Below are 23072 nucleotides of genomic sequence, written 5' to 3' on the forward strand. Positions count from 1 at the left end.
TTTCTGAGAAATGACCCACAAAATGCGTCGTGCCGCAAATGTAAGCGCTTTCATGCAAAGGATAGCGCGTCCGCGGCGAGCCGCAAGAAAGGGTTTTCCCCGATCTGTCCGCGCCCAACTTGTAGTCGCTAGAGCACCCCTCACAGATCGGCGACAATAAGACACTGGACGGGGAGCAATGAAAGTGCCGAAAACGAAACTTGAAGATGTAGCGAGGCTCGCCGGAGTCTCCATGGCGACGGTCTCGCGGACACTTTCCTCACCCTCGTTGGTGCGTGAAGAGACTTTGGCCCGTGTGCGACATGCCATTCAGGCACTCGGATATGTCCCGGACGCTTCCGCACGGACGTTGGCTTCCGGTCGTTCCCGCACAATCGCAGCGGTCGTGCCTACTCTGGACAACGCCATCTTCTCGCATGCCATCCAAGGGATGCAGGGTGTGTTGGCCGCGAACGGCTACCAACTCCTCCTAGGCTCCCACAACTACGATTCTCAAGCCGAGATAGATGTCGTCCGTGCGTTGTCAGAGCGCGCCGTCGACGCCATGGTCCTCGTCGGCGCCGACCACGCTCCTGAAACGCTGTCAGTCCTACGACAATCGGGCACGCGGACTATCATCACATGGGCATTGTCGAACCAGTGCCCCTGCATCGGGTTCGATAACTTTGAAATCGGAGCGCTCGCGGCCAGATACCTGTTCGATCTTGGGCATCGGCACTTCGGCATGATTTCTGGTATCTCGCGAAACAACGATCGCGCACGATTACGCACCGAAGGCTTTGTCAACACTTTGCGAGCTCTGCGTGCTGAAATCCTTCCCGGCGCGGCCTGCGAGCAGCCTTACTCGTTTGCAGGAGGCCGCACCGGACTGCGAAACATACTTCGCGATGCATCGACCAGGCCTACGGCGATCTTTTGTGGCAATGACGTGCTAGCGCTCGGTTGTCTGTTCGAGGCAACAGCGCTAAACCTCAAAGTGCCTGATCAGCTTTCGATCGTTGGCTGCGACGACCTACCGATTTCGGCCGAAGTCACGCCGGGCCTCACAACCGTAGCGTTGGAAAGTAGCTTGTTGGGGAAGAAGACTGCGGAAGCTTTATTGCGATGGCTGCAGGACGGAACGGAACCTGGCCGTACGGAGATGCCAATTTCACTGATTCAGCGCGGCACCGCGGCTCCACCTTTGGGTGACGAGGATTACCCGGCCGTCGTTATCCCCCCTCGTCAGCGATAGCCGCGGCGATATGAGCCGCGTCCTCTCCGACTCCCGCGAGGAAACTCGACTTCCGTTTATGCAGCCATGGCAGGCCAAGGAAGTACAGCCCCGGCATGTCGGTGATGCCGCGGCTGTGGATGGGCGCCCCGGCCACATCGAACACCTCGGGCAGCTCGATCCAACCGAAGTCGAAGCTGTAGCCGGTGGCCCAGATCACGCTGCCAACGCGCTCCGCGCGTGCATCGAGCAGCGCTGGCGAATGAGCCATCGTCCGGGCAGGAACACAGGGCTTGTCGGGGGCGGGCTCGACGTCGAGCCCGCCTGTTGGCGCGAAATGCGCGTTGATCGTCGCCACGAACGTTTCCAAGCTTCGATCGGCCGCGCGCAGATTGGCTTCCAGGTCGTCGTCGAAATGCAACCTACCGTCATTGGCATCGCGGCCCCGGTAGCGTCGCGGCACACGTTGGTGCCGGCCAACACTTAGATAGAGCTCGCGACGCCACCAGAATGCCAGCGTCCATACGGACGGAAGAATGAAACGCTATCGAACGAATGTCCCTTGTATCTCGATAGCTGCCGCCGAGGTGGTACCGGATCGGATGGCCGCAGTGGGTCGGCAAGAGCCGACCAGTACAAGATCAACCTGATTCCCTTGCCAAATATTCCGCCGTCCGGCTCGCCGCCACGCCGGTGATCTCCGGGGGGCGACCGCAAGCTACGACGCGACCGCCCTCGTCTCCAGCACCGGGACCCATGTCGATCACCCAGTCCGCCTGTGCCACGACACGCATGTCGTGTTCGACGACTACGACTGTATTTCCCGCATCGACCAGTTCCTGAAGTTGCACGAGCAAGCGGTCCACATCGGCCGGATGCAGGCCGTTGGTGGGTTCGTCCAGCACGTAAAGCGTGTCGCCCCGCTGCGCTCGTTGCAGTTCAGTGGCGAGTTTGATGCGTTGCGCCTCTCCGCCGGACAGTTCGGTGGCCGGTTGCCCCAGCCGAAGATAGCCCAGTCCGATGTCGCGCAACGCCTTCAGCGATCTCATCGCCGCGGGTTCGTCAGCGAAGACTTCGCATGCCGCATCGACGGTCAGGTCCAGGACTTCAGCGATATTCCGGCCCTGCCAGCAGATTTCCAGCGTCTGCGGCTGATAGCGCGTGCCGTGGCAAGCGGAACAGGGTGCATAGACACTCGGCAGGAACAGCAGCTCCACGCTAACAAAGCCCTCGCCTTCGCAGGTCGGGCAACGGCCCTGCGCCACATTGAAGGAAAAGCGTCCTGGCGTATAGCGTCGCTTGCGTGCCGCGGAGGTGCCCGCAAACAGTTTGCGCACATGATCGAACAGCCCGGTGTAGGTGGCGAGGTTCGACCGCGGCGTGCGGCCAATGGGCTTTTGATCGACGCGCACCAGCCTGCGCACAGTCTCCATGCCGCCCGCGACGCGGCCTCCCGTCGGGGCATCCGTCACCGCGAACAACGGATCGCGTTCCTCGTCGGCGTCGCTATCGTTCACGCGGCCCAGATACCGGTTCACCAGTTCCGGCAATGCCTGGCTGATGAGGCTCGATTTGCCAGATCCTGAGATCCCTGTCACCGCCGTGAAGCAACTCAGCGGTATCGCGGCATCGATCTTGTGCAGATTGTTGCGCGATACATGCACGAGTTTCAGCCAACCCGCCGGGTCGCGCGAGGTTCGCAGCGGCACCTGTCGCTGGCCAAAAAGATACGCTGCGGTACGCGATGCCTGCACTGCGGCGAGTCCATCAGGTGGCCCGCTGTAGAGCACACGCCCGCCGCCCTCGCCCGCAGCTGGTCCCACGTCTACGATCCAGTCCGCGTTGCGCATGGTCTCCATGTCATGCTCGACCACGAACAGCGAGTTGCCCGCCGCCTTCAACCGTCGCAACGCCAGCAGCAGCGCCTCGCCATCGGCCGGATGCAGCCCAGCCGATGGTTCGTCGAGGACATAGACCACGCCGAACAGTTGGGAAGACAACTGCGTGGCCAGCCGCAGACGTTGCAATTCGCCCGACGACAGCGTCGGTGTGCTGCGGTCCAGCGACAGATAGCCCAAGCCGAGATCGATGAGCGTCGACAACCGTTCCATCAACTCTTCCGCGATGCGCTGCGCGGCCAGCCGCTTTTCGTCGGAGAGGTTGGGCGTGCGCCGCACATCGGGCGCCGCCTTGTGCGCGGATCCCCCCGCCGCCACGCGCCGCGCGGTGGCAGCGCGCATCGCGTTCTTGCTCAGTACCGCGCCGGATGCATCCTCGGCGCCCGCCCACTCTCCCCGCGCGATCGGGCGCATGATCTCCGCGACGCGGGCAAGCGGAAGACTCGCGAACGCACCGATGTCCATACCCGCGAATTCCACCGATAACGCTTCTTTCTTCAGTCGCTTGCCGTGGCACGCCGGGCATTCCCGTCCGATCATGTATTGCCCGACCCGCTTCTTCATCAGCGCGCTCTGCGTCGTGGCAAATGTCTGCAGAACATAGCGGCGTGCGCCGGTGAACGTTCCCTGGTAGCTGGGCTCCATCTTGCGCTTTAGCGCGGCGCGGACTTCCTTGGGCGTGAATCCGGCATATACCGGCACCGAAGGCTGCTCCTCCGTGAACAAGATCCAGTCGCGGTCCCTTTTTGGCAACTCGCGCCACGGCTTGTCCACGTCGTAACCGAGCGTGACCAGGATGTCGCGCAAGTTCTGCCCGTGCCATGCGGGCGGCCATGCGGCGATCGCGCGCTCGCGGATCGACAATGAATCGTCCGGCACCATTGACTGCTCGCTGACATCATAGGTACGCCCCAGGCCATGGCACATGGGGCAGGCGCCCTGCACCGTGTTAGGCGAGAAGTCCTCCGCATACAGCATTGGCTGCCGGGGGGGATAGGTGCCGGCGCGGGAATACAACATGCGCACAAGGCTCGCCAGCGTGGTGACGCTGCCAACCGTGGAGCGCGCGTTTGGCGCACCGCGCTGCTGCTGCAGCGCGACGGCGGGCGGCAACCCCTCGATGGCATCCACCTCCGGAACGCCCACTTGGTCGATCAGCCGCCTGGCATAGGGTGCCACCGACTCGAAGTAGCGCCGCTGCGCTTCGGCGTACAGCGTGCCGAACGCCAGAGACGACTTGCCGGAACCCGATACCCCGGTAAACACCACCAGCGCATTGCGCGGAATATCAACATCGACGTTCTTGAGGTTGTGCTCGCGCGCGCCGCGCACGCGGACGAAGTTGTCCGCCACGCCGCCGGCAGCAGCCGGCAACGGGTCGTTCTGCGGGCTCACTTGGCTCTGTCGTTTTTCATCGCTCATACGAATTGGTGCCGTGTTCGTTCGGCATCGCCTTCCGGCCGCCCTTCTTGCACAAATTGCCGACCGGATCTAAGTATTTCCAGCGACTTCATACCCGGCCTGGCAGCGCCGCGTGCTCCGCAAGATGCGGGCGTCCACACAATTCACGTCTACCGTCAACACGCAGACGTGAGCGCTCTCTGCTGCTTCCCTGCGCCGTCGCGTGGCTGGCACGCGTTGGCGCCGCACGCCAAATGCTCATGGGCAACGTGGCAATGGCTCTCGCGACGCAGGAAACATGCCAGACTCTCTCGGAGTGAAGGCTTATTGCCAGAAAGTGCAATTTGCTACATGCGCGTAGCCGCAGCGCGGTTTGACGCGCAGCGACGGCAAATGGGTCGTCTTCTATCAGCACGGTGAAGAAGTTTGGGCGTGCAAGGCTTGTATGCCGCGGCCCATTTCGACTTTGCGCCTGCCTCCAGCGTCAGCGCGCCGACAGTGGACTGAGCAACTGGCTGCGACCGCAGCCGGCTGGCGTCTCATTAAGCATCACCCCCCGCAAAAAATCGCCCTTCGGGCGTTAGGTCAAAAAGGCAAGGCAATCGACTGTGCGTCGCGACGTTATCGTCGGTTTGCATAAAACTGTTCCCGGATTTTGCAGATTTTTGTTCCTGGCCCCCCTGGGCCAGGCCAAGGAGCGCCGCGGGAAGGCGCGCGGCGGCCGCCTTGCAGCCTCCGCCGGCGTGCCCCGGATTGGCCCTTGATCGCACGACGGTGCACGCGGTGCCCCTAACGGCGGCCGTCCTCGGCTTCGCAAGCTGCAGCGGGCTGCGCACCGGCTGACCGATCCGCCGGGAAAGGAACAAAATTACGCAAAACGTCGGCCGGAAGAACAATGTTCTGCAAGATTTCTTTGCATAAAATTGTTCTCGGCACCTCGAAAACGGCGAACTGGCGTGCGACCAGCGGGAACAAAATTATGCAAACGGACGAAAACCGTAAGCTCGCTGCAGCTGCCAATGTCTGGAGGCCCAGTATCTTCTGTCGCGGCGGAATGCCAAGATGAGGCTGGGGATTTAGATTGCCAGACTGTACTGCGTTAGGATCAACACCGTTTGCGTCAGGCCCTGCGCCGAAAGGGTGCGGCTTGCGGGGAAGTCTTTCATATTGAACGTGATGATTCTCTCCGAGCCGCTATGAATTGCGGCCGCAACCACATGTCGATCGTCAGGGTCAGGCAATTCAATGGATTCATTAAGGTGCTCATAGCCGAAAACTAGCGAATCCCGAACACTTCGGTTCATCAGTTCGCGAGTGCCTGCAAGGCGATCCGCGGAAAGCTCCGGCCGCCGCGCGAGGAGGTTGCGAATCCACTCGTCATGAATTTGATTCGTCCACTTTCCACGGTACAGATCCGTCACCGCGAGCCGATCAGCAGATCGCCCAGCGAAGCAGGATAGAGAACGCAAGCATCGTAGACTACAGCGAAGTTGGAAGTCATGCTCAATAGCCCATGTCCAACTCTTGGGCCTGTGCTGCAAGTTCATCAAGTGCCTTGCGTCGCTCGCCATCAATGCGCTGCTTGTAGCTGACAACCTCCTGATAGCGGACGCGCCGATGCGTGTTGACCTTACGGAACGGGATCTCGCCCTTCTCACAGGCTCGACGCTTGTGGTCGATGACGGACAGCAGCCGCGTCATCGGCTAAGCCTTGGCGGCAAAAGGATCTCGCACCAGCATCAGGTCTTGGCCTGCATCCTTGTGATTCAGAGGCTTGTCATAAATCTCGATGGATGCGAAATCGGCTTTACCAGTGCAGCTTTCCGGACCGTCATCGTTACAATTCGACGGTTCGGACAATTACCCTCTAAGGCAACTCGCAAAACCTTGAGCGGCTCCGAGAAGCCGCTCCGTTGCCCTGCCCCGGCTCAGGACAGGCATGCCCCGCTGTCGCGTGCACCGCTGCGCGCGCCGTCGGTGAAGCCATCGCGAGAGCTGATGCGCCCCCCATCGGTAAAGGCGTCGCGCTGGCCGTTGTGTCCCGACACGGCAACGATCAGTGCATCAGCATATGCACCGGCGTGGGCGGTCTGACTGAGGCCGGCGGCGAGTGCGACAGTGGCAAGCAGGGTCTTGGCAAGATTCTTACGCATTGCTATCTCCAACAGGGGTGTCGGCGGCGCTGCTGCGGCCGCACTCCTCGTGCAGGCGATCAGACGGAACGGCACGGGCCGCACGGGATCGCCTCTGCCGTGCAAGCCGTTGCCTGGCGCGTGCCGACTGCCATCTTGTGGTAGCGACGTCGCGCCGGACTCTGGATCAGTTAGTGCGGATGCGGCGAAAGAGCGCCCTCAGTGTAGCCATCGGAGCATCACGAACAGCGGCGCCAGCGACGTCAGTGAAGGCCCGTCAACCTTTCCACGCGGGCCAGTCTCCTTTGGTTGTGCAGGCGTGCGCCCTGTGTGTCCGAATGCGCTTTAGCGCAACAGGTACAGCGAATGCAGCTCTCCATTTGCTCGCTCGCCCGTGCTCGCGATAGCACCCATGGCGTTATCGCTGGAGCCATCTGCGGTGGCCCCGGTGTCGCGGCAACCGGCGCAAGCAAGCATCAACGCTGCAAATCCCATGCACAACAACCTGTTCATGAAAGTCTCCTTCCGCGGGATGCAAAGGGGTACCTGCGCCCACGTCGCAATCGTGTTGCGTCAGGCGGGCCAGATGTTCTGATTCACGCGGAACAGGTTGGCCGGATCGTATTTGCGCTTGATCTGCGCGAGTCGCGCGTAATTGTCGCGATAGGACGCCTTCACGCTGTCGTTCCCCTCGTCCATCATCATGTTGATGTAGCCGCCGCCAGCAGAGTGAGGATGCAGAGCCAGCCAGTAGTCCTTCGCCCACTGCACGATGCGATCGTTGTTGGCCGGGTCGGGATCCACGCCGACAATCACGCTGGCAAAGTTGGCATCGCGGTAGCTGAAGGCCGTGTCGTCGCAACCGGCACGATGCGCTGCGCCATTGATCGGATACAGATGCATGGTCGAGTGCATCGACGGCAATTGCTGCGCGTACTTGATGTGCAGATCGATGGCCTTGTCGCTCAGGTCGCTGACGAAGTCGGCTTTCCAGTACCACTGCAGGCCCGCCGGATACAGTCCGTCGAACAGGCTCTGCAGGGCTGGCCAGGGGATCGGCCCGGCAAAGTCCACCGCCGGCGGAACCGCCTGGCGAATCTGGCGGAAATGCGTCTCGGCCTGATTGAGCGGCCCGGTGTAGCACCAGACCACGGCGCACATTTTTTGCAGGTGAACTTCCTCTGGGAATGGCGGGACAGGCGGCACCGTGACGAAACCGAACCAGCCATTGATGTGCTGCGGCGCGCTCAGGATGAAGTCGCGCCACCATGTCATCAGCTCGCGTGCCTGCTCCATCGGCCATAGCATGGGGCCACCATAGACCGTGGCAAGGGGATGAGCCTTGAACTCGAATGAGGTCACCACGCCGAAGTTGCCACCGCCGCCGCGCAATGCCCAGAACAGGTCGGCGTTTTCCTCTTCACTTGCGGTGACGACACGCCCGTCGGCCAGCACGACCTCGGCGCCGAGCAGATTGTCGATCGTCAGGCCGTAGGCGCGGCTGAGGTAGCCGATGCCGCCGCCGAGCGTCAGTCCGCCCACGCCAGTTGTCGAGATGAAGCCACTCGGCGTCGCCAGCCCGTAGGCACTGGCGGCGTGATCCACGTCGCCCCATGTGCAGCCACCGCCAACCCGCAGCGTCTTGCGTCCGGCATCGACAAACACCCCCTTCATTGGCGACAGGTCGATCACCAGTCCGCCATCGCAGGTGCCGAGCCCGGCGCCATTGTGCGCGCCCCCACGCACGGCCAGCAGCATCCCGCCGTCGCGCGCGGCGTTCACCGCCGCGATGACATCCGCGACATCGACGCAGCGCGCGATGAGCGCAGGATGCTTGTCGATCATGCCGTTGTACACGGCACGTGCCTGGTCGTAAGCCGCATCGCCCGGTTGAATCAGTTGGCCCCGAAAATGCGCCTTGAGATCCGTCGCGACGGGTTCGCTCAACGAAGCTTCCATGGTTGCCTCCTGTCCGGCTGGTATGCAGGAGTTTTAGCAACCTCGGCGTTTCGAAAGCGTTAGGTGCGCCGTTACAAGGGGGATTCGGCTCCCGACGGGCCCCGCGGCGGTCGGGCCGGGATTAACGCGCAAGTAAGGCCCGCGCCCTGACGACGTCGGGCTGATCGAAACCCTCGGTGAATCGCGCAAGCGGCGCCCCAATCACCTCATCCGGACCGACGCGCCCTGCGAGATGCGCAGCGCTGTCCATGACAGGGTAGCCCGCAGTTCAAGCGGGAGCGCGCGTTGGGCTGTGGCGATCTCGATCGCCTTGGTCAACGATGACTCAGCTTCGGCAAGGTTGGCGCTGCTGCGAAGCAGCAATTCACCGCGCAGACGGTACAGCTCGGCGTTCACCCAGTGCTCGCCGGTGCGCTCTGCGCATTCGAATGCCTCGTCCAACGCCGCCAACGCCGCCTCGGTCTCTCCCACATCGCCCAGGCATTCCGCGAGCATGCCGAGGTAGAGCGGCAAACGCAGGCGTGCGCCCGTCGCGTGAAAGCCCTCGATCGCCGTCTGCATCGCCGCCACTGCGTCGGCGCCTGGCGACTGCTTTGCTTTCGCCCAGGCGAGCAGCACGCCTGCCCAGGCGAGGTAGTAGCCTACGTGGTACTGCTCGGCGATCTCCTGCGCCCGGCGGGCGTAGTGCAGCGTGAGATCGTGCTCACCCCGCAGCGCATGCTGCGTGGCGAGATATGACAGCGCGAGCGCCTGCGAAAACGGGTGCGCTACCCGGTTCGCCATGTCCAGCGCTTCGTGTCCACGCTGAAGGGCCTGATCGGCAAGCCCCCTGAACCATAGTGCGTGCGCCGACCACGCGGCAGCCAGCACGCCGAAGTTACCGCCCATCAGGGACGCATGCTCGGCGTGCTGGGTTTGGTCATAAGCCGCGTGCGCGCGCTGATACGCCGGCTCGGCGGCCATCCAGTCGCCTTGCTGGACCAGGCTGCCCATGACGCAGGTCCATGCCATCACTGAGTACGTACCGGAACCCGAAGTGCCCAAACCCGCAAGCAGTTCCTCGCTCAGGCTGCGTGCCTGTGCAAGCTCCGCCCTGACCTCAAGGAAAAATGAAAGGCTGACCTGGGCGCGTGCTTGCTGATGTCTGTCGCCCGCCAGCCGGCTCAGTTCCACCGCGCGTCGCAGCGGCGCTTCCAGTTCGGGGGCCGCCCAACCTCGGGCGATGCGAATCGGTGGCGCAAGGTCGAGTTGGAGGGCCAGCGATTGACGGGCGCGCTCCTGAGGATCGGCAATCCGGTCCGCTTGTTCCAGCCCGCGCGTCAGCAACGCAATGGCATCGTCATAGGCGTACACATTCTGTGCAACGCCGGCCGCGCTCCGATAGAATGCCGCCGCCTGGGCTGGCAGGCCAGCCTGCTCATAGTGCGAGGCGATCTGCGCGCTTGCCGCGTCGGGCGCATCGCCTGGCGCCTGCTCGAGCGCTCGCGCCACGCGCAAATGCATGCGGCGGCGCTGCAGCGGACTCACTTCGGCGTATGCCACGTCGCGGATCTTGTCATGGCTGAAGTCAAACGCCAAGCCACTACTGTCCGTCTGGCGCACGATGCGCCGATGCCACAACTCGTCCAGCGCGCCTGCCAGGGCATCCTCGCCGAGGTCGCTTGCCTGGGCGAGGATGTCGGTCGTGAACGCCCGGCCAATGATTGCAGCAACCCCGACAATATCGCGGGTCCCCGGAGGAAGCTGCGCTAGCCGGTTCGAGATAATGGTGTAAACCTTGGGCGGCAACTTCGACGCCATGCCGCCCTGTGCGTTCCCGACCGGAATGGTGTCGGAGCGGGCCCGCATCATTTCGACCGCAAACAGCGGGTTACCCTCGCTCTCTTCAAACAGCCGGGTTGCTTCCGTGTCGGCCAGCGGCCGGTCCAAGATATGGGCCGCTATCTTTGCCGTTTCGGCCGCATCGAGTGTCCCCAATGAGATCTCGATCAACTGGTCGTCGCGGCGCAGTGCGTCCAGCAACCTGTTCGCCGCCTGTAGCTGCATGATTTCCTCTGGCCGCGCCGTTGCGACCACCATAAGCCTTGCCGTCAAGTCGAAGCGCATCAGGAAGCGCAGCCATTCAAGCGTCTCGCCGTCGCACCATTGGAGGTCGTCGAGCAGCAACAGCAATGGCCCGCCTTGTGCAAGCACCGCTCGCGCAAGCGCCTCGAAGAACCGCTGGCGTTGCCAGTACTCGGTCAGAGGCGACGGCGGCGACAGTCCGGATTGCTGCGTGAGGAGTTCGGGCAACAGGCGCGTGACCTCGGTCAGCCACAGTCTGTCGAGCTTGCCAATCGCACCACTCAGAGCAGCGCTGCGAAGCCAGCCGGTCACCGGTGCAAACGCCAGCTGGCCCTCGGCCGCATAGGCGCGCGAATGCGCCACGGTGATGCCTTGCTCGGACAGATGGACAAGCAGTTCCTCTGCCAGGCGCGATTTGCCGATGCCGGCTTCGCCCAGGATCAGGACAAACTGCTTGTCGCCCAGCTGGGTGCGCTGCCAGACTTCAATAAGCCGGCGCCATTCGCCATGCCGACCAATCATTGGCAGCATTGCGTCCCGCGGGCGTTGGCGCTGCATTGACGCAGCCTGCGCAGCCAGCCGCGCATAGGCCTCGCGCATGGATTCGCCGGGCAGGACACCCAATTCGCGAGCGAGCGTTTCCACACAGTTTTGATAGGCGCGTATGGCCGATGCTTGATCATGGTTCAGCGCATGCAAGCGCATCAGCGCCATGCAAGTGGGTTCGCGGCAAGGGTCGAGCCGCTGCAACTGCTGTGTGTACTTCAGCGCCTTTACATAGTCTCGCCGGTCCTCACTCAGTTGACCGAGGCGCGCAAGCGCGGCGATGCACTGTTCGCGCAACCTTTCGCGCTCGGCGTGGATCCACTCGTCATAGCAGTTGGCTAGCAGATCACCGCGATAGAGATCCGCGGCATGCGTCAGCGACTCTTCTTCAGCGCCTGCGTCGCCGTGCCTCGAGGCCCTGGCTGCTGCCGCAAGCGCGGACTGGAATTGAGCGACATCGAGGTCGAGCTCCGCATCGGGCAGCCATCGCACCGTTTGCGCATCGGCATGGACAAACTGATCTGCCTCCGGCCAGGCCTTACGCAGCTGAAACAGCAGTTGACGCAGGGCATTGCGCGCCTGTGCCTGCGAGGAATCAGGCCAGAACAGGACAGCAAGCTGTTGCCGCGTCTGCGGTGCGTCCCGATGCAGGACAAGGCAGGCGAGCAGTGCCTGCAAGCGGGGCGAGTTTGCGTTAAACCGGGGCGCGTCAGCGCCGTCGAGCTGGAACTCTCCAAACAAACAGACGGAGTAGCGGGCGTGGGAAGTCATACTGGAGCGCAATGCAACACAAAGCGATGGGTCTGGCGACATTGGATTCACAATCAAAGTCAGGGTAGATGCAGCTTCATCCGCTAATGCGAATCCGATACGACATGGGAACCTGACTCTCAGATCAAGCAGGCGGCCGTGGTCTTGTCAAGGCCGGCATGCTTGTGTGTGACGCGCTACTCGCTTGAACCAAGCACTTGGGAGAAAGACGCTCCTTCCCATGCGCATTGGGCACTCCATCCTGCCACCGCGCACGGAAAGAGCCAAAATTGTCCAGTATAGTGGCTAAAACTGCATATTTCACCCAAGGTGAAGGGGATGGCAAAGGCGTTTAGCACGGCAACCTGTCATCAAAGGCGGAAAATTCATTTCCACGGCGCGCACGAGGGTGCCGATATCGGCTTCAAAACGGGACAGCTGGAAGGGAGTAGACCTTGGCTGCCGCTATGACAAGGTCCGGTTCCTGTGGCGCATCAATCTGAACTTCGCGGCGCTAAGAATGCAGCCGAAGCAATCCGCGCAGGCGGTTGTAAGTCGGGGGACGCTCTTCTACGAATCCCAGTCGGGTTCCAGGCAATTTCAGGGTCGCTTGCTGGCGCTCGTACTTGACCGGCACAAAGCCCATGCTCGGTCGGGTCGCCGCCTCGCGGATGGCTGCCGCGTCGGCTGCGTCATTCTTGCCGTCCTTGCCGGATATCCGGTAAGGCGCCACCAGTCTCGGCGACATCAGCTTGACCATGTGTCCGTGCTGGCGAAACACCGTGCCCAGTAATGCGCGCCAGGCGGCAACTGCGCAATCAGTGGCACCCGCTGATCGCGTGAGACTTTCGGGTCGACCAGCACTGCCTTGCCGGCCTCGTCGACGCCATGAATGGCAAACACGTTCTTGGCGAGATCAATTCCAACGGTAACGATAGCCATGGACTTCCTCTTCGTTGGTTGTGATGAGCTTCGACACGCCATCATGGCACGTCGGTGCCAACTGGCCTTCCGCCGCAACCTCGGGTCGGGGAAGTCCCTTTCATTCGATTACCCCGAGTTCGGTGCGGACGTCCAAAAGCAAATGACCTCCCGAAGGAGGTCATCAAGGCAGATCTAGAGTCTGTGCGCCCGGACTCACACGTGGATGTGCGGCCACCGTTCTGCCTTGCCGAACAAACCAAGGCATTGCTCGCAAGGCAACATGAACGCCTCTCGGGTCTCCACAAACGAAATGTTCAGTCTGTGCGGCGTAGAGAGTTGCGAAGCGGCATACCACCGGCAGGCAAACCCAAGGAGCTTCGAGTCCAATCTCTCAGCGACGACCAGCGCCTTAGGTTCGGCGCAAGGCCATACAGCGACCTCCGGGTCCATGCGGTATTCGAACTGGAAAGCCACCTCGTGGTCTTCCGCGTCTTCCATACCCAGAGCGGCAAGCAAAGGCGCCGGCTTCAATACAGCCTTGATCTGGTCGAAGTTCGGACGTGAAGCCGCCCCGCCAGAGAACGCCACGATGAAAGCATTCTGGATCTTCGGCGTTTGCAAGTGGAAGACCGCCATGGCGATATGACCGAGCTCATCCTCGATCGGCGCCTTGCCGTCGATCAAGTCGAGCGGGGCCACGAGATTCATGACTGCGTCGATGACCTGAATTGTCTCTCTGGTTGGTGGAGGGAAGCGGCCGAGCGCCTCCCGGTTCTCGGCGTACTTCCGGATGATGGAGTCGATCTGTGTGTCGTTGAATGGCATGGCAAGCCCCCTCTTACACCAAGACAACGGGTTTGCCGGCGAGACGTTCGTAGTGCGCTATTGCTGCATTGACAGGTTGCGCTCTGAATCCTTTGCGCAGGAATTCGACATAGTCTGCCAGGACCTTGTTCTTGATAATCTCGTCCACCGACGAAAGGTGAAGACTTTTGGCGACGAAGTAGATGAGTTCCTGGTCCTTGAGTGTGGCGGTATCGACGAACGACTTCGTCGCGGTGAAACAGAACGCATTCTTCACATCCGTGATCAGGCCTTCGCCAGTGAAGTTGTAGCGCCAGGCCATCACGTCGACCCGGATAAGGGCGCCGCGCTCGAGGGCGATATACCAATTCTGCGTCGACGATTCGCCGGCAGACTGGCTACCGAGAATTGCATCAAAGGCAAACTTAATGAGGGTGGAGAAGCCTTCCTTGACGTCCTTTTCACCGCCGGAAAAGAACGAGTCGACTATGGAGGAAATCTGTTCGGCGGCTTTGTCGGTCACGCTGACGCGGTACTGCTCCATGTGCTCAAACATCTTGTATGGAACGATTTCCTCGCGGAACGCGTCTGGGTTTCGCATCTTCTGCACGAGCTCGTTGCGATACCGGTCCAGTTCACCGGTTGCTGCCTTCTTCAGTATGTCGAGTTGCTCACGCGCCTTCGTGTCATCGGGCTTGAGCGCGTTCCGAATTGTGTCAAGAAAAGCCATTTTTGTGATCTCCTGATTTTCCCGGTCAATACAAGAGGAACAAGGGCAGCGGGCATGCGGGCTGCCTTGGGATACGCCTATCCCATCGCTTCTATAGATGTGTGGATTGCAGAATCGGAGGAACAAAAAGCGCTCGAACGAAGAAACGGTGTCAAGCGCTCACGGATAATAGGCGATGGCCATGGCAGCGCAATTCGGCGTTATGAAAGGTAGATATGAGCCGGGCTTATGTCTCAGATCACGGACATGCCGTCGCTGCGAGCGCAAAGATGAGGGGTGCCCGCCGCCGATTCGGGTAGTCGAGCGCACAGTGAGGTCACTATCGGCGGTCTCGAATCGCAGGATTCCACCGTTGTGCTGGGCCAAGTTCATCGCTGCGGCGAGACACATGAGCTGGACGATGACGGCAACATCATCAGGACGGCGACGGCACCTGCCGATCGCATCCTTTTCCAGAACCTGCGCGGCTCGCAGACTGTGGCCCCCGAAGGCGGCGTTGTCGACGGCATACCCGGCTCCATGCAGATCGACTTCCAGGGCTCCGCGGCCAATCCGTTGATGGCAGCACCGGACATCGATTGGTCCGGCACGCTAACCATTGATCGCGAGGGACGCCGCATCTTGGTCAAGGGTGCCGTCAACGATTTTCCCGCATTCGAGATGTACTGTAGTGTGGACGACGGCCCGGTCTTAACTCTGTTGCAGAAGCAACCCGTCAGTCCACTGGACCTGTTCGGCGAAGAAGACCAACCCTACGCTCTGCTAGCTTCTAATGCGGTCGCGGCCGGCAGCGTCACCCGCCGGGCGCGACTTGATTCGCCAGCAGCCGGCCCCTTTCATATATAGGAAGGAGTGACGCCAAGCGAAAAGTACGAATTGAAATGAACGCGTCCCACCCGCGGGGCGGTGGGGTCAAGAGATCTTGAGGTCGATCCTCACGGGCCAAGACATCGAAGTGTCCAAGTGGGATGATGTGCACATTTCCCGGCAATCGGAGGATCCTGAAATGAATTCTATGGCCGTGGGTGTGGATATCGAGAAGTCGGTGTTTCAGGTGCACTACATCGACCAGGCAACGGGCGAGATCGTGAACAAGCAGATCAAGCGAGCCAAGTTCCTCGAGCACTTTGCAAACCGTGCTCCCTGCCTGATCGGAATGGAGGCGTGCGGCGGTGCACACCATTGGGCGAGGCAGCTCACGAAAATGGGGCACCAGGTGAGGCTGATGCCAGCAGAGTTCGTGAAGGCGTTCAACATCCGCAATAAGAATGATGCAGCGGATGCCCGGGCGATCTGGCTGGCGGTCCAGCAGCCCAGCAAGGCGGTTGCGGTGAAGACCGAGATGCAGCAGGCAATGCTGGCGCTGCACCGTATGCGTGAGCAACTGGTGAAGTTCCGCACCATGCAGATCAACGCATTGCGCGGTCTCCTAACGGAGTACGGTGAAGTGATGGGAAAAGGCCGGATAGCCTTGGATAAGGCGATACCGGAAGTGCTCGCCCGGGTTGCCGAGCGCTTGCCGGCGGCGCTGGTAGAGACATTGCGCGAGCAATGGAGTGGCCTCACGAAGCTGGACGAACAGATAGCCGGCATTGAGCGACGAATGCGCGACTGGGTCAAAGAGGACAAAGCTGTGAAGGCGATCAGCGAGATCCCTGGCGTGGGACTGCTGACGGCGACAGCAACGGTCGCGATGATGGGCGATGCGAAGACATTCCGGTCAGGGCGGGAGTTTGCCGCGTGGGCAGGCCTTGTGCCAAAGCAAACCGGATCGGGCGGAAAGGTGAATCTGCACGGGATCAGCAAAAGAGGTGATACGTATCTGCGTACCCTCTTGATCCACGGTGCGCGCAGCGTCGTGACGCGTGCTAAGGATCCCGGTCCCTGGGTTGAGCAAATGACAAAGCGGCGGCCTCTGAATGTCGTAGTCGTTGCGCTGGCCAACAAGATGGCGCGCATGATATGGGCGGTTCTGGCCCATGACCGGCCGTATCAGAAGGATTACATCAGCGTGAAGCAAGATTACCCCTTTCAGGAGGGTCCCTCGCGACTTTTCGTTTCGACGATCCTCCGCGCCCACTCAAGTACAGGCAACAGCCGGGGCGGCAAGTGCTGCTCAGCTTCAGCAAAAGACACCCAGCGGAATTCATGGTGTTCCGGCCGGCCCAGTTCCGGGCTAATCGGCAAGGCAACGTCGCCCCGGGCCGAAACCGCCAGATAATAGCGAGCCACCTTGCTGCCGCGGTTGTAGGGCTCGGTTTCGTAGTACTGCTCGCCCCACCGGAACTGCAGCCTTGTCAGGCCGGTTTCCTCTTCGGTCTCGCGCAATGCCGCCACCAGTTCGGTCTCCTCTGGTTCAGGCAACCCCTTGGGGAAATCCCAATTCCGGTAGGCACGTAGAATGAGACAACGCCATTCGCCCGCCTCCGGCCGCAGCACAACCACGCCCGCCGATCGCTTCATTTGATGCGCCATCCCGGCCTCGCCCTATTCCTATTCCTATTCCCCGCAGGGGGAAGAACCGCGCTCGCGTGCCGTGGCCGACCTGGAAGGGGCCCACCCACGCCCGCGCGCTGCTGGAGATCGTGCACCGCACTCGCTGCCACTCCATACGATCGCCTATCTGCTTGAACATGCACGCGACCATCACGCCGGTCCACCGCTCGATTTGCCGAAGCTCGGAAGATATCCCCGCCATCGCCATTGCGGCCTGCTCGAAGCGACCCTCTACACGCCGGCGGTCCAGGCGGAGGTCAGTGCGACATCAGCACGGGAACCGTCAAGGACGCCAGCAACGTGCGCGTCACACCGCCGAGCACGAGCTCACGCACGTGGCCATGGCTGTAGGCCCCCATGACGATCAGGTCAGCATTGAAATCTGCCGTGCGAGAGAGCAGCAACTCGCCGATGGTTAGATCGGAGCCCCCGGTACCGTGCTCGATCTCTACGGCAACGCCGTAGCGCATCAGCGTCCGGGCCGCGTGGCTGCAAGGCGTTGCGTCCGCGCGCATCTCCTTGGAGGTGGTTTGCACGTTCAGGATCCTGACCTCCGCGCCGGCGATGAGCGGAATGGAGTCGTGCAGGGCCCTTGTCGCTTCCCGGCTCCCATTCCATGCCAGCATGACCCGCGTTCCCACCGTCGGGAACACCCCCGCGAACGGATATCAAGGATTCCAGAAACTGATGCGCGACGAAGCTAGCACCGTTCAGCGCTGCCATGCAATCCATGCAGACTCCGCGGGCAGGAACGCTTCTTCATGCCAGGCCCGTACCCTTGCCGTGTAATGTTCTACCGGACGGGACGCCGGCACAGACGCTGAGAAGATGTACCCTGAAATCGCACCCGCCATCGACCCTTCGGCGCTCATTAGAGTACTTTCGGCGGGAAGCTTGCCATCCGCGGCCGCATAGAGTTCCACCTTGACTGAATCTGGCGAAATTTCACCCAGATACACGGGTAGCCTGAAATGCCATTGGTCTGCTTCGCGCCTTGCCTCGACCGCCCCGAAATGTACCTCGTGCCAATCCGTGGCAAGCGCGGAGTCCCATGCGTGCAATGCTCGCGCCAGCCGCGCTCCGCTTTCGCAGCGTCGCCGATAGGTGCGTGCCGCAGGCCGGTAGAAGCGCTCCATATACTCAATAAGCATCCGATTTGTACTGAAACGCGGTGCCAGATGCGACGTGCTGGCCCGCATGCGCTGCACCCAGCTGCGCGGAATACCCTGCGCGTCGCGTGCATAGAATGCAGGCACAACTTCCTCCTCGAGCAGGCGGTACAGGCTGTCGGCGTCAGCCTCGTCGCTGCCATCCCCCCCGCTTCCGATTGCCCAGCCGTACTCGGGCCGATAAGCTTCCGCCCACCAGCCGTCCAGCGTCGACAGATTCAGCCCGCCATTGCACAACGTTTTCATGCCACTCGTGCCACAGGCCTCCCGCGGCCTTCGCGGCGTATTGATCCACACATCGACGCCTTGCAGCAGATGCTGTGCGAGCGCCAGGTCGTAGTCTTCCAGAAACACCACGTGCCGGCGAAGCTCCGAGCGATGTGTGAACTCGAACCACTCACGAATCAGCGCCTTGCCTTGCGCATCCTCCGGATGGGCTTTTCCTGCGATGATCAGTTGCAAGGGTCGCTGTGCGTCCGTGAGCAGACGTGTCAGGCGCGCCGGATCCTTTAGCAGCAAATTCGGTCGCTTGTATTCAGCGAATCGGCGTGCCAGGCCAAGCGTCAGGACATTGGGATCGAGTACCTGCGCAGCTTCCGAAACCAGTTGCGGCGAGGCGCCGCGCTGGCCCAGCTGCCACGCCAGGCGTTCCCGCGCGTAGCGCACCAGATCGTGTCGTTGCTTGGCAGCCAGCGTCCAAAGGGACTCGTCAACACTCGCGGACATGGGCTCGGCCAGACCTTCTACAGTACCGAGCCAGCGGTCTTTCCCACAGGCGCAGGTCCAGAAATGATCCGACCAAACCGAATCCCACGACGGCATATGCACGCCATTGGTGACATGTCGTATAGGCACCTCATCCAGCGGCCAGCGTGGATAAAAGCCGCTGAAAAGCCTGCGACTGACCTCGGCATGCAGCCGGCTCACGCTATTGACATGCGCGCACCCTTTCAGTGCCAGATAGGCAGTATTGAACGGTTCGTCTTTGTCGGTCGGGTCAAGCCGGCCCAGCGCAAGAAAATCATCGACCGAGAGGTTGAATTCACGAAGATACTCGCGCGCATACATATAGACCAATGATGGCGGAAATGCGTCGAATCCTGCCGGTACTGGCGTGTGCGTCGTGAACACGTTCCCGGCGCGGGTGGCCCACATGGCCTCCCGGAACGAAACATTCGTGTGCTGCATGAAGCGACGGGCTCGCTCCAGGACCACCAGCGCCGCGTGACCTTCGTTGAGGTGACACACTTCCACCTCGATGCCGAGCGCCTCGAGCATGGCCCATCCCCCAATGCCGAGCACCACCTCCTGGAGCAGTCGCATTTCCGCCCCCCCGCCGTACAGCTTAGCCGTGATGCCGCGATCCGCGGCACCGTTGCGCACATCATTGCTATCGAGCAGGTATAACCGGGTGCGTCCGATAATCGCCTGCCATACACGGACAAACAGCATACGGCCAGGCAGCCTCAGTTCAACTTTCAGCCAGGCGCCATCCGCGCCGATCGTCGGCTGGACCGGCAGGCTCGTCGGATCGTTGTAGGGATAGGCTTCGCGCTGGTCTCCATTCGCATCAATGATCTGGCGGAAATAGCCTTCCTGGTAGAGCAGTCCTATGCCAATCACTGGCGCATCCAGATCACTGGCCGTCTTGAGATAGTCGCCCGCCAGCACTCCGAGCCCGCCCGCGTACAGGGGGAGCGCTTCGCTCAGGCCAAACTCCATGCTGAAGTAGGCAACCCTGATGGGGCTGTCGCTATCCCGCCTTCTAGCGTACCAACCTAATTCACTGAGATAGCACCGGCGATTCTCAATCGCCCGATTGAGCTCCTGCAAAAAGATGCTGTCGCCCGCGAGTTCATCCAGACGCTTTTGCGAAATGTTTTGCAGGATCACCCATGGATTGGGGCTGCGCGCCCAGAGCTCTGGCTCGATGGTTTGCCACAAGGCATCCAGCGCGTGACTCCAAGTCCAGCGCAAATCGAGTGCCAGGTCCGTCAACGCAGACAACGTCTCCGGCAGGGTTCGCGGCAAGAACGCATACACGTGGGATCCTCAGCACAATAGGTTGGTTTGCAACTGCCCGGCGCCACGCTGCTTTGGTTGGCTGCGCATGTCGGGCCGCTCCGCGTATGCCGACAGACAACTAGTCTACTGCGTCAGTGCAAAGGCATCAGGAGATACACGCGTAGCACGCTGCCGAGCGCGCCCAGGCAAAATCGCTCGACATGGCCAGCTCCCGGAGTTCTGACCAGCGCTTAGGCCGCGTTTCATACAGCCCGTCAGCGAGACCACCCGTTTTGGCCAGAGGGAAAATTTCCGATGCCACCAACAACTGGCGCAAAGTACTATTGTCATTGCCGTGTCGCACCTGCCGGGTTGCAGCATCAGCCAATTCCACCACAATCGCGCTCCTCAGTCGTATGGGTGCGTGTCTAATTCTTGACGCTGTGCCCGGCAAGGATTTGATCTCGATCAAGGGCGCCCTCGGCTCGGGCCCGCGTCACCGCCGAGGACTAAGGCCGTATGGCATTAGGAATGGGACGCAGCCGAGACCGATGAGCCGCGTGTGAAGTCGGCCACACTTGCCATTCACGGACTGGGGCAGAGTATCCAGGGCGTTGCCCACCAGAGCTGTGCTGCCGATTCCTGATTCGCGACGAACTGATCGAGACTAAATCGTGAGAAGCAGTACCTGAAGCGGCGGTGCGAAGTGAGCGGTGCAGGCATCATCGTTTGCTGCGGTGCTCCAACCCTTCTCCTGCCTCAGGTTTCATCCCCCGAGATTTCCCGGTACTTCCGGTCGACGTCTGCGCGCTGACAAAGCCCTGTTCCCGCGCTCAGCAAGGTCGCAGAAGCGGCCGCCAGCCCATAGTGGAATGCCTCCCTCTTGCTTGTGTGACGGTTCAACGCCCAGACCATTGCAGCAAGGAAGCTGTCGCCCGCCCCGATAGAACTGGACACTGGCGTAGGCAAGGCTGGCGCTCGCAAGGTCTGATCCGCGGTAACCAGCAATGCGCCCTGCTCGCCGAGCGTAAGTGCCACCATCTGCGCGCGCCCTTCTCGGACAACTTCCAACGCGGCATTGCGCCACTCTTCTTCACCGTGCAATGGCAAGCCAGTCAACTCACGCAGTTCGGCCAGACTCGGTTTGACCAGACTGACTCCCTCGTTCAATGCGCAAACGAGCGCGGGACCCGAAGTGTCCACGACGATCTGCGTGCCGCGCGCCCGCGCCAGGCGTGCAAGCCTTGCATAGAAATCTACAGGAACACCAGGTGGCAGACTGCCGCTCATCACCAGATACCGCGGCGGCTCGGCGAGCGTCTCAAGATGAATGATGCAACGCTCCCATTCGTCCTGCGTTACCTTTGGCCCTGGCAGCACGAAGCGGAATTGGCGTCCGGTGGAGGATTCAGTCACGGAAAAATTTTCGCGTGTCTCCCCGGCAATCGCATGGCACACACCTGGCACTCGCTCTGCATCGAGCAGATGTTGCAATAGCGTCCCCGTGGCACCTCCAGCGAGATAGACGGCGAGGCAATCACCGCCAAGCCGCTGGATAACGCGTGCCACATTTATCCCGCCGCCGCCTGGATCCCGCCTCGCCTCGCTGCATCTTAGCTTGCGCGTATCTGACACTCGGTCGATCGAGGTTGCCACATCCACGGCGGGATTCGGTGTAATGGTCAGAATGTCTGTCATCATCCAATGATTGGCATGGCCCTGCCGTAATGTCTGAAGGTTTGTTGTTCAACGCGCCATCACCACGGCCGCTATAGCGGCAGCAACTGTGTGCTCGACCGCTATGAAGCTGCGGGCGTCACGGAAATGGAATCATCCCCGTCAAACAATCCGATGTCAGAGCGCCGGAGCTCCTCAAACCAGATCATGCGCGAGTGTCGCCAGCCATGTGCCGCTACGGCCGTCCCTGCAAGAACTCCTCTCATCCTAGGCACGATCTCCCTCTTTGCGCAACTTCCGCGACAGCACGCACACGTTGACGCCGAACAATCGTCGGCACCGGCCCGCCGCTATCTTGAATGAAGCACTGCCCGAACCCCGCTCAACGGTTCGCGGCATGTCGCAAGCCGCATCGAGCGCGGCGTCGCCTATCCCCTCGCCTGGTGGATTGCGCGCAGCGCCCGGCACCAGCGGGACCTGATGCTGATCCTCTTTATCCTGCCATTCTGGTCGAGTTTCCTGATTCGGGTCTATGCGTGGATGATAATCCTGAGTCCGCGCGGCTACATTATGCGTGCCATCAACGGGGTGATGGCATGGTCAGGCCTTGACGCCGTACAGGTGTTGTTTACGCCGGCTGCAGTGATTGTCGTGCTGGTCTATGTGCATCTGCCGTTTATGGTGCTGCCGCTCTACGAAAACCTTGAAAAGCACGATCCCCTGCTTCGCGATGCCGCCAAGGACCTAGGTGCAATTACCTGGCAGTGCTTCTGGCGTATCACATGGCCGCTCTCCCTCCCCGGCGTATGGGCGGGGGCGGCACTCGTCTTTACGCCCTGCCTTGGCATGTTCGCGGTGCCAGAGTTAGTCGGCGGTACCCGCTCCATCCTGATTGGGAATCTGATCAAGCAACAATTTCTGGATAGCCGCCACTGGCCGTTGGGCTCCGCCCTCTCATTGGCACGAGTGGGCAGCGTCCTGGCGTTGGCAGGTCTCGGCTCGCTCGCTGCCCGCGTAGGCCGTGCAGCGCGTCCAGGACTCCTTTCCCCCGCGCAGGCGAAAGCCTCGGCGGATGGCAGCGCGCAACTTCCCGTCGCGCGAGCCGGCAGAGACCGTCAGGATGACGATACGCCGCCCAAGCTGGACTGCCTTGTCCGGCAGCGGCACGGGCGGCACAGACGTTTCTCGCAACAGAGAGCTGATTGGCAGGATATGCGGTGCAGGGCTCGAACGCTTCGTTCGGGGCCGCACGCTCTCAGACGAGGCTGCAATCAAGAAACCACAGCCTAGGGCAGCGCCTTCAAG

15 protein-coding genes and 4 pseudogenes are annotated in these 23072 nt (G+C 61.4%); 4 read left to right on the top strand and 15 right to left on the bottom strand.

Annotation, left to right across the window (positions count from 1 at the left end):
• Positions 1 to 178: 178 nt before the first annotated feature.
• Positions 179 to 1234 carry a LacI family DNA-binding transcriptional regulator gene (locus K309_RS37355; RefSeq protein ID WP_051320596.1) on the top strand — a complete coding sequence of 352 codons (1056 nt, stop codon included), beginning with the start codon at positions 179 to 181 and terminating at the stop codon, positions 1232 to 1234.
• Here the strand turns inward: K309_RS37355 and K309_RS0125270 are convergent.
• The 11 genes and pseudogenes from K309_RS0125270 to K309_RS0125330 form a co-directional block, all read right to left on the bottom strand.
• Positions 1212 to 1634, bottom strand: coding sequence for a hypothetical protein (locus K309_RS0125270; protein WP_029048998.1), 423 nt, complete (start codon positions 1632 to 1634; stop codon positions 1212 to 1214). The genes K309_RS37355 and K309_RS0125270 overlap by 23 nt on opposite strands.
• Before the next feature lie 220 nt (positions 1635 to 1854).
• Positions 1855 to 4533 (bottom strand): excinuclease ABC subunit UvrA, encoded by a 2679-nt coding sequence (locus K309_RS0125275; RefSeq protein ID WP_029048999.1) that lies wholly within the window; start codon positions 4531 to 4533, stop codon positions 1855 to 1857.
• 1055 nt (positions 4534 to 5588) lie between these two features.
• Positions 5589 to 5933, bottom strand: a complete 345-nt coding sequence (locus K309_RS37360; protein WP_369796505.1) for a hypothetical protein — start codon at positions 5931 to 5933, stop codon at positions 5589 to 5591.
• Positions 5934 to 6015: 82 nt separating this feature from the next.
• A pseudogene (locus tag K309_RS37365) lies at positions 6016 to 6168 on the bottom strand (DNA-binding protein); the annotation flags it as partial.
• A gap of 272 nt (positions 6169 to 6440) precedes the next feature.
• On the bottom strand, positions 6441 to 6665 hold the full coding sequence (locus tag K309_RS0125290; RefSeq protein WP_029049001.1) for a hypothetical protein: 225 nt from the start codon (positions 6663 to 6665) through the stop codon (positions 6441 to 6443).
• A gap of 324 nt (positions 6666 to 6989) precedes the next feature.
• Positions 6990 to 7157 carry a hypothetical protein gene (locus K309_RS41930; RefSeq protein ID WP_156914450.1) on the bottom strand — a complete coding sequence of 56 codons (168 nt, stop codon included), beginning with the start codon at positions 7155 to 7157 and terminating at the stop codon, positions 6990 to 6992.
• Positions 7158 to 7217: 60 nt separating this feature from the next.
• Positions 7218 to 8603, bottom strand: coding sequence for an FAD-binding oxidoreductase (locus tag K309_RS0125300; protein ID WP_029049002.1), 1386 nt, complete (start codon positions 8601 to 8603; stop codon positions 7218 to 7220).
• A gap of 201 nt (positions 8604 to 8804) precedes the next feature.
• Positions 8805 to 11984 carry an AfsR/SARP family transcriptional regulator gene (locus K309_RS37370; protein WP_232232479.1) on the bottom strand — a complete coding sequence of 1060 codons (3180 nt, stop codon included), beginning with the start codon at positions 11982 to 11984 and terminating at the stop codon, positions 8805 to 8807.
• A 508-nt stretch (positions 11985 to 12492) separates the two neighbouring features.
• Positions 12493 to 12905: pseudogene (locus K309_RS37375) on the bottom strand (transposase); the annotation flags it as partial.
• A 195-nt stretch (positions 12906 to 13100) separates the two neighbouring features.
• Complete coding sequence (locus K309_RS0125325; RefSeq protein WP_029049006.1) at positions 13101 to 13712, bottom strand: hypothetical protein; 612 nt, start codon at positions 13710 to 13712, stop codon at positions 13101 to 13103.
• Positions 13713 to 13725: 13 nt separating this feature from the next.
• Positions 13726 to 14421, bottom strand: a complete 696-nt coding sequence (locus K309_RS0125330; protein WP_029049007.1) for a hypothetical protein — start codon at positions 14419 to 14421, stop codon at positions 13726 to 13728.
• A 276-nt stretch (positions 14422 to 14697) separates the two neighbouring features.
• Here K309_RS0125330 and K309_RS0125335 point away from each other — a divergent pair, with 276 nt between their 5' ends.
• Both K309_RS0125335 and K309_RS37380 read left to right on the top strand, forming a co-directional pair.
• A complete protein-coding gene (locus tag K309_RS0125335; protein ID WP_029049008.1) occupies positions 14698 to 15267 on the top strand; it encodes a DUF3238 domain-containing protein in 570 nt (189 codons plus the stop codon).
• Positions 15268 to 15427: 160 nt separating this feature from the next.
• Positions 15428 to 16432 (top strand): annotated as a pseudogene (locus K309_RS37380) (IS110-like element IS884 family transposase); the annotation flags it as partial.
• A 20-nt stretch (positions 16433 to 16452) separates the two neighbouring features.
• Here the strand turns inward: K309_RS37380 and K309_RS40360 are convergent.
• The 4 genes and pseudogenes from K309_RS40360 to K309_RS0125355 all read right to left on the bottom strand — a co-directional run bounded on the left by K309_RS40360 (position 16453) and on the right by K309_RS0125355 (position 21788).
• Complete coding sequence (locus K309_RS40360; RefSeq protein ID WP_369796506.1) at positions 16453 to 16896, bottom strand: NUDIX domain-containing protein; 444 nt, start codon at positions 16894 to 16896, stop codon at positions 16453 to 16455.
• 278 nt (positions 16897 to 17174) lie between these two features.
• Positions 17175 to 17582, bottom strand: a pseudogene (locus tag K309_RS37385) (universal stress protein); the annotation flags it as partial.
• 45 nt (positions 17583 to 17627) lie between these two features.
• The gene (gene glgP, locus K309_RS0125350; protein ID WP_029049009.1) at positions 17628 to 20129 is read right to left on the bottom strand and encodes an alpha-glucan family phosphorylase; all 2502 of its coding nucleotides are present in this window, start codon (positions 20127 to 20129) and stop codon (positions 17628 to 17630) included.
• Positions 20130 to 20849: 720 nt separating this feature from the next.
• Positions 20850 to 21788 (bottom strand): 1-phosphofructokinase family hexose kinase, encoded by a 939-nt coding sequence (locus K309_RS0125355; protein WP_029049010.1) that lies wholly within the window; start codon positions 21786 to 21788, stop codon positions 20850 to 20852.
• Between the two features lie 390 nt (positions 21789 to 22178).
• Between K309_RS0125355 and K309_RS37390 the strand changes: the two genes are divergently transcribed.
• Entirely contained in the window at positions 22179 to 23057 is an 879-nt protein-coding gene (locus tag K309_RS37390) for an ABC transporter permease (protein WP_084402537.1), read from the top strand.
• Positions 23058 to 23072: the final 15 nt, after the last annotated feature.

The sequence above is a fragment of the Cupriavidus phytohabitans genome (assembly GCF_000426345.1).
In the GTDB taxonomy this organism is placed as follows: domain Bacteria; phylum Pseudomonadota; class Gammaproteobacteria; order Burkholderiales; family Burkholderiaceae; genus Cupriavidus.

What these genes read in the sequence shown, in the direction of transcription:
- K309_RS0125300 (WP_029049002.1), bottom strand. Translation starts at nt 8,603, where the DNA reads ATGGAAGCTTCGTTGAGCGAACCCGTCGCGACGGATCTCAAGGCGCAT.
- K309_RS0125325 (WP_029049006.1), bottom strand. Translation starts at nt 13,712, where the DNA reads ATGCCATTCAACGACACACAGATCGACTCCATCATCCGGAAGTACGCC.
- K309_RS40360 (WP_369796506.1), bottom strand. Translation starts at nt 16,896, where the DNA reads ATGGCGCATCAAATGAAGCGATCGGCGGGCGTGGTTGTGCTGCGGCCG.
- K309_RS41930 (WP_156914450.1), bottom strand. Translation starts at nt 7,157, where the DNA reads ATGAACAGGTTGTTGTGCATGGGATTTGCAGCGTTGATGCTTGCTTGC.
- K309_RS0125275 (WP_029048999.1), bottom strand. Translation starts at nt 4,533, where the DNA reads ATGAGCGATGAAAAACGACAGAGCCAAGTGAGCCCGCAGAACGACCCG.
- K309_RS37370 (WP_232232479.1), bottom strand. Translation starts at nt 11,984, where the DNA reads ATGACTTCCCACGCCCGCTACTCCGTCTGTTTGTTTGGAGAGTTCCAG.
- K309_RS37355 (WP_051320596.1), top strand. Translation starts at nt 179, where the DNA reads ATGAAAGTGCCGAAAACGAAACTTGAAGATGTAGCGAGGCTCGCCGGA.
- K309_RS0125290 (WP_029049001.1), bottom strand. Translation starts at nt 6,665, where the DNA reads ATGCGTAAGAATCTTGCCAAGACCCTGCTTGCCACTGTCGCACTCGCC.
- K309_RS0125330 (WP_029049007.1), bottom strand. Translation starts at nt 14,421, where the DNA reads ATGGCTTTTCTTGACACAATTCGGAACGCGCTCAAGCCCGATGACACG.
- K309_RS0125355 (WP_029049010.1), bottom strand. Translation starts at nt 21,788, where the DNA reads ATGACAGACATTCTGACCATTACACCGAATCCCGCCGTGGATGTGGCA.